The organism is Arthrobacter sp. Cr_A7, assembly GCF_029222765.1.
GTDB lineage: Bacteria > Actinomycetota > Actinomycetes > Actinomycetales > Micrococcaceae > Arthrobacter.
The window spans coordinates 23,345-34,329 of sequence record NZ_JARHXQ010000045.1 but is presented as its reverse complement, the minus strand read 5'-3'; the positions used below and the strand labels follow the sequence as shown (position 1 = coordinate 34,329).

General features: G+C 57.6%; 5 protein-coding genes. 3 read left to right on the top strand and 2 right to left on the bottom strand.

Annotated elements, in window-relative coordinates:
* Window positions 1-185: 185 nt before the first annotated feature.
* From P2Q66_RS02980 to P2Q66_RS02970, 3 genes are all read left to right on the top strand, one after another.
* Window positions 186-2,018 (top strand): helix-turn-helix domain-containing protein, encoded by a 1,833-nt coding sequence (locus P2Q66_RS02980; RefSeq protein WP_275725448.1) that lies wholly within the window; start codon window positions 186-188, stop codon window positions 2,016-2,018.
* A 1,931-nt stretch (window positions 2,019-3,949) separates the two neighbouring features.
* A complete protein-coding gene (locus P2Q66_RS02975) occupies window positions 3,950-4,921 on the top strand; it encodes an AAA family ATPase (protein WP_275725446.1) in 972 nt (323 codons plus the stop codon).
* A gap of 266 nt (window positions 4,922-5,187) precedes the next feature.
* Window positions 5,188-5,637 carry a hypothetical protein gene (locus P2Q66_RS02970; protein ID WP_275725445.1) on the top strand — a complete coding sequence of 150 codons (450 nt, stop codon included), beginning with the start codon at window positions 5,188-5,190 and terminating at the stop codon, window positions 5,635-5,637.
* Between the two features lie 718 nt (window positions 5,638-6,355).
* Here P2Q66_RS02970 and P2Q66_RS02965 read toward each other — a convergent pair.
* Window positions 6,356-6,502 carry a recombinase family protein gene (locus tag P2Q66_RS02965; protein ID WP_275725444.1) on the bottom strand — a complete coding sequence of 49 codons (147 nt, stop codon included), beginning with the start codon at window positions 6,500-6,502 and terminating at the stop codon, window positions 6,356-6,358.
* A gap of 470 nt (window positions 6,503-6,972) precedes the next feature.
* Entirely contained in the window at window positions 6,973-10,368 is a 3,396-nt protein-coding gene (locus tag P2Q66_RS02960; protein WP_275725442.1) for a hypothetical protein, read from the bottom strand.
* Between the last annotated feature and the right edge of the window lie 617 nt (window positions 10,369-10,985).

Sequence of the window (10,985 nt, the reverse complement as noted above, 5' to 3'; positions counted from 1 at the left end):
CTGGGATGCTTGCCGGCGAACAGTCCGCGAATCGTTTGGAAGTCCTTTGCAGGGCTTCATTTGTGTAACAAAACCGATCCGCCAAGATCGGCCCTTTTCATTGCCTGTCAGCAACTCTCCCCGAAAGGATTGTTCTCATCGTACATGGACACCCATGTGCGTCGCCAGCCATATCTGAGTCTGGCGTGTCGCGCAACCTCTCCTCGTCATGCTCGCCAGCCGAAGCGTGGGCAGCCCTTGCACCAGTTCTCGCGGGTCAGCCCAGGGTCCGGCTTTCCAAGGACTCCGGAAAAACCTATCCGCAAAGACATGAACGGAACCTCACCGAAGCGCTTCCTTCTGTTCCTGCTGCGGTTCGAATCTTCGGCAAGGACGGCACCTGCGCGGCGATCTTCCTCGACTTTGACTCCTCGGTAGCCGGGCAGGACTGGGTCCAGGCCGACGTCCGGGCCGTGCAGACCTGGCTGCACTCAGTTGGCGCGCGGTGGATCGAGGACTACTCCCCCAACGGCGGCCGCCACGTCTACATCCCGCTGGCACAGCGGGTCACCTTCTCCGAAGCGCGTGATCTTGTCGAGGCGCTGGGCACCCGGTACCGGACCCTGGACAAGACCCCGCACCAGAACCTTCTCCACGGCTGCATGCGAACGCCCGGCTCACCGCACAAGCGCGGCGGCCATCAGGAGCTGGCGATGAGCCTGTCCATGGCCTACGACGTCGCCCGCCGACCCAACAGCGCGACAGTCTGGGGCGCCATGACCAAGGACCTGGCCGCGGAGATCAAGGCTGTTCGGGCGCTCCGCCAGGAGGAGACGTTCACCGCGTCGACCGCCGACGCACCCGTCATCGACAAGCCCGTCGGACGCATGTCCCGAACCATGCAGGTGCTGGCCCAGACCGGAATGTACGACACCAACCGCTACGCCTCCGACTCGGATGCCCGCCAAGCAGTCATCGTGTCCGCCGCGGCGGCCGGCCTGCAGCTGGTGGATGTTGAACGCCGGATGCTCCAGGGAACCTGGCCCGGACTCGCTTCCTTTTACGCCCGCTACCCGGCCCGGCACCGGCTTCCGTCGCTGCGCCGGGACTGGACCAGCGCCCTCACGTACCTCAGCAAAAACAAGGCAACCGCGGAGGGGAATAACAACGTCCGCAGATCCCCCACAAGCCACCCAATTTCACAGGCGGGAGGGATAAAGAGGATAAAGAGCCCAAATCTAATTTCAAATCCCGATGCAGAGCATCGGCACATCCGGACCTGGCGCAGCGCTCTCAGGATCAGGGAGGTGAACTATCAGCAATCCAGGACGGGGATGGCACGGCGCATGGTGCTAAGAGCCCTAGGGGAGGCAGCGCATATGACTGGATCCCGTTTTATCGAATTCGGTGTCCGGTCCATGGCGGTCGCGACGGGCCTTGACCATACCACAGTGGCTCTTCACCTGAGGGAATTGCGGGCCGAGAAGGATCCAATGGTCACCCTGGTGGAAGAGGCCCGTGGCACGAAGGGCGATCTTTACATGCTTACCGTTCCCGAAGAGGTCAGGTCAGCGGCCGAGGATGCCAGTTGGCAGAAAGGGAAGATCCATGCCCTGCGTCCGGTGTTCCGAGAGTTGGGGCTGCCGGCCGCATTCGTCTACGAAGCACTGGAACACTCCCCCGCCATGCCGACGTCAGAGATCGTCCAGGTGACTAGGCTTTCCAGGTCCGCGGTGCATGAAGCCCTCGAAGTGCTTGCGGCATGGAACCTTATCACCCGTGATGCCGGCCGGGCCTGGTCAGTTGTGGCTGCGACATCTTTGAGGCAGCTTGCCGAACATTTCGGTGTTCTGGATGTGGTGGCTGAACAGGTCCAGCGGTACCGGACGGACCGGATCATCTGGCGGGAATGGTTGTCGAAGAGGGTCAACACGGTCGCCGAGCTCCTCTCTCCAGATGACGACTACCCGTGGGAGATGTTTGAGGGGCCACCGGATGAGTGGTCACTCTCTGATATGGCGTTCCGAAGAACCTCTTGACGCACGTTCTTTGGAGAGAACCCCCGGGTCGGGATGTGAAGGTGCTGGCCCCGTGCTTGCGGGCGTCACACCGTGTGACAGTTTCCTGTTCGTGGATGTCCTAGAAAAGGCCAAAGTTTCCAAAGGGGAAGGTCAATTCGGAACGTTGTTATTTTTGTTCAGCTACGGTGGCTTTCACGGGCTCATGGACGGACGCTTATTCGTAGCAGCATCGCGTGTGGTGTGGGACTTTGCTGGACGGGGATTCTGTCGTCATAGGCTTGCTCGGGTTTGAGTTTTGGCCGCGGGCTTCGAACCCAGTGCCGCATCTCGAGTTGCAGGCATTGTCGTGATGTTTACTCCTCGATCGATGCATGCGTAGGTGGGTTGTAGTTCGAGGGACTCCCTCTCTTTCATCCGGGACGGGTCTGGGGGCGCTGCCAATTGTGCGCCCGGCGCCGGCGCTCTCGCTTCCGTGCGGCTGTGTAGATCAGCACCTGGTTTTCCGGCCGGGAATCAGCCACCCGTTGGGCGGGCCCGGCAGCTGGTGGTTCTCAACTGCGGATGCCAGTGCGGTTGTACTGCGTTTCTACTGCTATCTAATGCGTTTCGACTGCGTTTACACTACTCCCCCGCCCCTCCCCCGCTATTGGGCGCTGGTGTACTTAAATTTGAGTTCTCGAGTTCTCGAGTTCTCGGCGACAGGCACCTGCACCGTCAGGTGTTGAGTCCGGGGTCCTGACGCGCTTTGCAGGGTCAGCTTGTGTTAGCAGGTGGGTTGTAGTTCGAGGAACTTCCTCTCTTTCATCCGGGACGGGTCTGGGGGCGGTGCCAATTGTGCGCCCGGCGCTCTCGCTTCCGTGCGGCTGTGTAGATCAGCACCTGGTTTTCCGGCCGGGAATCAGCCACCCGTTTAGCGGGCCCGGCAGCTGGTGGTTCTCAACTGCGGATGCCAGTGCGGTTGTACTGCGTGTCTACTGCTATCTAATGCGTTTCGACTGCGTTTACACTACTCCCCCGCCCCTCCCCCGCTATTGGGCGCTGGTGTACTTAAATTTGAGTTCTCGAGTTCTCGGCGACAGGCACCTGCACCGTCAGGTGTTGAGTCCAGGGTCCTGACGCGCATTGCGGGTCGGTGGGGCTGCCAGCTCAGCAGTCGAGGGTGCCTGATTTCAGCAGGATTCGATTGGAGGGTCAAAGTATTTTCCGTTGATAGGTCCTCGGGACAGATCCGGTCGGGCCGTCCGGTGCCGGCGCTCTCGCTTCCCGGCAGACGCATAGATCATCGATAGAAGAAAAAGTATCGCGTTCTTCTTTTGCGGGTAACTTTATAGCTAGTGATCATCTACTGCATGGTTACTGTTTGTTAGCTCTAGCATTAGGGTGCACCTGCCTGATAGTTGGTCTGGTATGGGTGCGTCCGTAGTGTAAAGCTGTGGCGTAACAGCCGCTCATTTAGTGTGAAGAGCCAGACTGTGGGCCTCGATAAAACGCTGCTTGGCGACGATCACGGAGGTACTCCGGTTGAAAGCCCCGTATGCAGTGGCAGCTGTGCCGGTCGCTGCCGTTCTACTGCACATGTACTTCACTACAATTCCAACTGCATTCTTACTGCAGATCCACACAAGGAACTACTGTATAGCTACTACATGGCTAGTGCTACACAAGTCCACAGTTACCGGTACGACAGTCCTATACAAATCTGAAAGGTTTGTTCAGTCGATTTGGTGCTATAGAAAAAGTAGTTACGACGTTATGGCTTACCTAGCGAATGGCAACTAATGAGCTAAAGCTCAACGAAAGCACCACAAGAGCATACTTAGTGTGCAACAGCTCATGACCAAGTGCACAGCTACTGTTTAACTACTGCGGAACAAGTGCACTGCTGCTAGGCAACGACACCCCAGTCAATGTGCCGCTGCTTCGCGCTTGCCACATCTAGGATGTGCATTATGGACACGGTAACTACTTCCCACATCTTGTCGCCCAGCGTTCAACTGGCGTCGCGGCGCACTATCTGCATCTCCAATGGCAAAGGCGGCGTCGGCAAGACGACCGTGACCACCAATCTCGCCGCGCTCCTCGCTGAAGCTGGCTACAAGGTGCTCGTTGTCGATCTGGACTCCCAGGGCGATACGTCTACTAACCTGGGCATCATTAACGATGACCGTTACGATCGTGGAGAAGCGCTAGACATTGCCGTTCGGTACGACAAGATCCCGGCGCCAATCAAGGATGTGCGACCAGGTCTCGATGTGCTGCCTGGTGGTAATCACACAGCACAGTTAATGGACACTTTTCAGGGAGACGCCTCTCGTCAAGGCAAGATGCGTGGGGGAGTAGCGCGCACCTTGGCCAAGATTGCCCCAAACTACGACATCGTTCTGATCGACACCCCGCCATCCGAGGCCGGTTGGACCGCGATTGAGGAAGCGATGTTGGCCTCACGTTGGATTTTGGCTCCGGTGAAGCCTGAGCCAAAATCAATTCGCGGCCTTGAATCCCTGGCCCGTCGCATCCTCAGTGTCCAGAATGACAATCCCGCCGTAGCGCTGCTCGGGGTGATTCTCTTTGGCATCCCGACCAACGCTAGGAACGTGGACAAACAGGCCCGCACGCTGCTCCAGGAATCCTTGGACGGCATCGCACCAGTTTTCGAAGGCAGTATCCGCGACGTTGTTGCAGCTGATGCAGACGCGAGCTTCCGTGGTCTCGCAGCGCATGAGTTGGCCGCCAGGGCAGCGACTCAGTCACCGTTCTGGGAGCGGCTGCGCAACAAAGGCAAGAGCTCGGATGAACCACGTATTGCACAGTCAGCAGGGAACCTGGCCGAGGACTACATGCGGTTGACAGAGCAGATTGTTCACGAGCTCCAGGCTCAGGAGGAAGCGCTCGACGAGAACCTTGAGGTGGCTGCCAAGTGAGCCTGCCCTCCAGCCCGGGAAAGATGGATCTCAGCGCACTCAGCGGATTGCGGAAGCGCGTGCTTCAGCCAGTGCCGGCTGCTCCCGCCGAAGCAGCTCTGGTCGAGAAGGTTCCTGAAACGACGCGGGAACCAGCCCCTGAAGTACCCGAGTCTTCTCCCGCACGGAATCCTGCGTCGGCTGTATCCGAAACTCCTGCCAGAGAACTAAGCCCAGCCCAGGAGTCTCCACGGGATACCGTTGCAGCGGCTGCACGGGAACAGTCCGTGGACCAGCCCCCATCGGCTGTGGCTGTCACGACCACTCCGCAGATTGAACCCGCTGAAGAGGAACATTCAGGCCACGTTACTCTCTACCTTCCCAAAGACTTGAACCAGTGGCTGGGGGAGCATCACGACAACACTGGGGTCTCGTATCCGGGAATCGTCCTGAACGCGATTAGCTGGGCCGCAGGCGAGGATCGGTTTGGGCAAATCTTTGCACCCGTTGACAGCCCGATTCCCGCCAACGACATCTTTGGCCGGGCACCGGCCATACCCAAGCTTGCGCGGGGTTCAGTCGAGCCGGAGACCAGGCCGCTGCGCTTCCGCAAAGACCACATGAAGGTAATCATCAGTCTCGCCCGCACCTGGACGGCTGATAACAGGAATGCCTTCTTCGTGGGAGTGCTCACGGCTTACAGGGACCAGCAAAAGCAAGGAGTAGCGGTCCGCTGACCGGCAGGAGTTCTCATCCGGGATGACCGCCAGGCCTCACGATAAATGGGGGAAAGGGTGCTTTGTGTGGCCTCCGTCGTCAGCGCACCAATCAGGGGCCATTGCCCGCTCCTTCGCGGATTTGCCGTGGGTGACGGGCAAGTGCCTTTGGACTCGTGGAAGGCGATGACGTCGGTTTGATTCCGCAGGTCCGCCCTGGGGATTCATCGCGCTGGAAGGGGCAGGGCTGCCTTGTGCTCGTCCCGGATGCCAGGCTCCGCACGGGCAGCAAAGTGTAGGTGCTGGTAACGCAAGGTGGTCTCCGCAACGTCCTCTAGGGCGGCGATCTTGTCCGCCTTCGCCCAGCTCGAACGCTCCCAACTGGCCGAGCGAACCAGGGCAGGCATGATCGAGACCGCCGAAGACAACGTTGAGGCCGGGAGACGGGAAGCCTGCGATAGTCAAGCGTGCTCGCGACCTAAGCTCAAGGGCTGGCGCTTGACGAGATCGGGAAGATCATCGGCGCCAGCCGGGCCAGGGTGTGCCGCTATCTGCGCATGGAAAGCAATGGAGTGAACTGAGTGAAGTGCGTCGGGCCTACCTGAAGTTCGTGCTGATGTACCGGAAGGGCATTCCATCGTCAAATGACGGTGAGTATGGCCCTGCCCATCGAACCCGTTGTGCTGATGCCTTCCGTGAAGCTGCGAGTAGATGCCCGGACGCTCCAAATCGTCGAGGGTCAGCAGGTGGAGGTATTGCGTCCAAAGGCGGTCAGCTTCCAGATCACGACCTCGTCACCGTTCCGCAGGTGATCGAGCATCTTGTAAAGCTCGGGCCGGCTGGCCTTTGATCGCCCACTCCATTGTCGGTGGAAATTTGGTGGCACCCTGCCGCTTCAACGCTGGGTGCTGCAGGTCCCCGTTCTGGTCGGTGGCGCGGGCCCTGGCGTATCCAATACTCCCCAAACGAACTCCCTAGAGTTCATCAAAGGCTATGTTTTCGTTTGTTGAGAATAGCTCGGGTGAGACACGTTGTTGAGACAGTCAGTGCCCCTTAGAAGCACCTGGAACTCGGGTGTACCGAAATTGTCGGTGAATCTGCTCTGAGGCCTCGCTAAAAGGATCCATAGATGAGACACGAACTGCTCGAACCGCATGGCGGTAGCCAGCCATGCTGTGGCCTGTCTCGTAGCTCATGGTCTGGGCTGACGCAGTCCCGAGGGTTAGGTATTGGTCGCCCCACAAGCGTCAGCCTTGGGCTTGCCAGCCGTCTATGCCTATGTGAGGGGAGGTGAGCTGAACCAATTGGTTCCAACAACCGAGAGGGAGGCCGCGGCACGCCCAGAGGGGACTGATTTTATCCAGGACATTTAGTGGGTGGGGGATCTTCCGTCAGTGAGAAGAGATTACCCAAGCGGCCAAATGATGCCGGCGTTCCCGTTGCTGTTATCTCCATTTCAAGTGCCTTGCAAAGGTTTGCTCGACTAAGTCCCGATAGAGTCCATCCCAAGGGAGGCGCAATCGCGGGACGGGTTGCGGGTGATACCACCACGACTCCGGCCGGGATAGTTTCCTGAAACTTGGTGTGCGTGTCGTCGCAATACTCGATGTCAGAGGGGCAAACATCTTCCAGTCCGGTCGCTATGCGCTGGATCCAGGCGTCTGCGGCCACCTGCTTTTCTTTCACGTCTTTGTCTCTTAACGGCATGAGAAATTCCGCGGACATCTTTCCCTTTTCATCTATGTCACTGCCTAGGGAGTTTTCCACGTACATGAGCACTGGGAATACGAATGGCTTTTCCTTAGTCCCATCAGCTTTGGAATTTGCTCGTAAAACTCTTTCTCGTATCTCAGGGACCAAATCGAACAAGGTGGCCAGCCCCGTGTTGTCGGCGTAACCACCGTCCACTAGCTGCGCCTTATAGGGGGATGAACAGCCCCCTTGACCTTCCGGGAGTCGCCCGGCAGGCGTTACGAATGGAAAACGTGCTGAGAGCATGGCGATCGTTGACCAGTGCAGACTTGCCATACAACGGGTGGAGCCTGTCAGGTGTTGGAAGCTTATAGCAGCGGCAGTTCCCATATCAGCGGCATCACACTCAAGATCGCCGGGCTCACCGGCCTCATTCTTCGTTGCTTGTTCGGATCGGGGAGCTGCCAAGGAATCTTGTTGGGCAAGGATAACTCGGCACCCTGAAACTGAATCCGTTGAATTTAGCACAAGCGCGCCGGTCGACTTAGAAGGCGTGGGTGAAAACGTGCTTTTAAGGGACTCTTCGCGTCTTTCCCATGCCATTTCTATCAAGGCCGCACGGTCGTGCCAGCTCCACTTTCCGTCCTCCAATGTCGGAACACGTACGCCGGAAACGGCGGCGATACCATCCCCGGCGAGATAACCTGCCATCGCAGTTGCGAGGGTCTTTGAGTCGGACAGCCGGTTGAGTGACTCTGTTGTGGCCTCTTTGTTCGGGCCCCGGCTAAGGCTAGCAACAACCAGTCCCACCGAGCTCCCGCTGACACCACTGGCAAGCAACACGGACTCAGAGATACAGGCGGCACTTCGGGAAATTGCTTCCATAGTGCGTCCTGTCCAGTAGGCGGCTCGTATACCGCCGCCTTGGGCAGCAACGAGAATTACCGGCCTTATGTGCCGCTGGACTCCAGCCGGATTGGCTGCAGAGGATGCTTCAATTTCAAGACTCTTGTCGCAGCCGGTTTTCGAGGGTGGCCCCCACGAATCCCAAGCCGGATCGATCAAACTATCCGCGAGAGTTTTTGTACCAAGGGTTGGTGTACCTGGAGTTGGTGGATCGCCGGAACTACGAATTGCATGAACGGCTGCCACACCGCCGTCGAGGTTGATGACAAATGGAACAACAAATAGAAGTGTCAACAACGGCACGGCGCGAAACCGTGCAACATAGAAAATGAACGGCGGGCGATGCTGCTGTAAGGCAACCTGGATTGTGCCAAGGAATAACGACCACGCGCCCAACGCAACTATCGTCATCGCCGCCGCACCGAGACGTTCAGCGACTTGGAAAGGGAAGACAGCCGTTCCAACTAGAACTAGGAAACTCACCACGATGCATACGATGCTGATGGCTGTCTCACGCGTTGGACGCCTCGCCTTCTTGGACGTGCCACCGGCCTCAGAAGAAGAAGTCTCAGACCCTTCTACAACGTCGCTGGTGGAAGTTAAGGCCTCAGCGCCGGTGTGATCAGCACCGACGGAATCAGGATTCTGAAACGTGCCATTTCCGCCAACGGGGGTCGTGCTTCTAGGCTCTGCGGGAAACCGTTCCTCAGCATCAATGGAGTCGGAATCCGGGCTCTGTACCGAAGCACCGAGATCTATATCTTGGCTTCCGCTGGAAGCCGCAGCTGAGGCACCACCAGGGATGCCGCTGACCCACCTCATTAGGGGACTGGCGCTGAGCAGCGCGCCAATAAGTCCGACCAAAAACCATGCCCAGGGCCCGAATGGGTCCCCTGGCAGGGGATATCCCGTGGCGAACAGCACGACGGGCGCTGTGAACGCACGTACGAGTCCAAGACAGCTGATACAGATTACAAGGACAGAGATCACGTCGCCGGTCGTTTCCGTGAACTGCGCTCTTACGCGGTACCTATCCTCCTCGTTACGTAAACGCGCGCGCTTACTCTCGATACTGATACATTCGCGTTCTTTCAAAACCTCTGCATCACGTGCCGTCTCGTACTCGTGCATTTTCTTCGGGAAGAAACGTTCTAAGGCGAATGTAATGAGGACTATGGCGGGCAAGATAATGTACCAAAGAGCATCCACTGCCCAGGATTTAGTAATTAACCCAGTGACAACGAATCCCGACAAAACGGCGGCAATTGCAATTGCCCACAGCCAAACTCGCGCAGGCTGGGTGGGTGGAACATCATGGACGTACTTGTTCCACTCTAGGAGCGAACGCAGTCGCCCAAGAATAAAGAATCCTAGTGCGAGAAGGACTGCAGTGATGACGGCGGAATATCCATGAAGAATCCCTACTTCGCGATCGTCCAACCATTGTCTCTGCACATCGGGTAGCTGATCAAAAATGTTGCCCAGCGGAAGTAGCGAAAGTGCCCCCAAAATGACAACGACGATAAGGGCAATGCGATGAGTATAAAGCGAGTGACCGGCTCGTGTGAGAAAGGTGGCAATGGGGCCAGTTGTACTGCTACTACGAACTAGGACAAGCAGTACAAGCACTGCAGCGAGCCACTTTAATCCGCAGAATATCCATGGCCACCAAGGGGGGCCAATTACAAAGAACTTGTTATTCGCAAGGCTTAAAAGGACAATATTTTCGGTGATATCTAGAATAATAAGCGCCCATATAGACCTCTTGGCAAGTTTGGAAGCGCGCGAATATCCCCCAGCGATGCGAAACAGCAGGTTGCTATAGCACAGGATAAAAGCGAAGTCGACTTCTAAAGACAGTGTTATCCAGCTTCCGAGCGGAAAGTTACGCGCGACGGAATCCCAAATCCCCCAAGAGTCCGAAGCAGAAAATCCGGTAATTCCGATGTATGTCGAAAACGGCCTACTCTGTCCGCTTGTTCCGACCGAACTCGCTATAAGCCGATCAATCTCCCCCATAATTATTAGGCATGCGGCAGCGCCCACAGCCGCCAACAGCGAAAGCGCGACGCGCCATTGACTAGAGGTGGTCCCTACAGTCGGAGCCGGGGCCAGGGCTGACGAAGGGGAAGCCGCAGATGCACTGGCGTTCATGGCAGATAGTGTCCTCCTCCTATTCGGGTTCAACAATCCCTGTTTTGAAATACAAGGAACTTTTTGGGAAGTCAGTCCCCTAGTCATTTTTCGGGGTCGGCGGTACCAGTGGCGGTGGTTCTGTTTTTTCTGGCTATCGGGGCCCTTTATAGGTCTACATGCGAAATTGAGTTGGGGGATATGCGGAATCCCCTGTCAAGATGCCGGCATGAAGAATGAACTTAGCGCCGATGACGTGGCGGAGCTCGTAGTCAAGTCGGGCAAGTACTTTCGCACCAAGCTTCGGAAGCGGAAAGCAGCTGGCACGCATCTGCAAGGGTGCTTGGCGGAACCCTCCAAAGCCCACGGAATCTGGACCATTCAGCGCAGCTATCTGGTTGTCCTCGCCGCCGAGTATGGTGGGCGCTCAGGAAGGGTTTCGGCTGAGATGGGACGGACTGTAGCATCCGGCCATTGTGTGAGCGCCCCTGGCTAAGGAATGTCCGGCCTCCCCATAGAATTCAAGGCAGGTACGTGCGTGATCAATGAAAGCTGCACGGCAGTGGGGACCGCGCCAATGTCTGCCGCAGTCGCGACCATGAACGCTCCTTTGCCTGCGCTTCTGGAAGAGGGCCAAA

Coding starts and splice junctions, on each gene's coding strand:
- P2Q66_RS02975 (WP_275725446.1), top strand. CDS start 3,950: ATGGACACGGTAACTACTTCCCACATCTTGTCGCCCAGCGTTCAACTG.
- P2Q66_RS02960 (WP_275725442.1), bottom strand. CDS start 10,368: ATGAACGCCAGTGCATCTGCGGCTTCCCCTTCGTCAGCCCTGGCCCCG.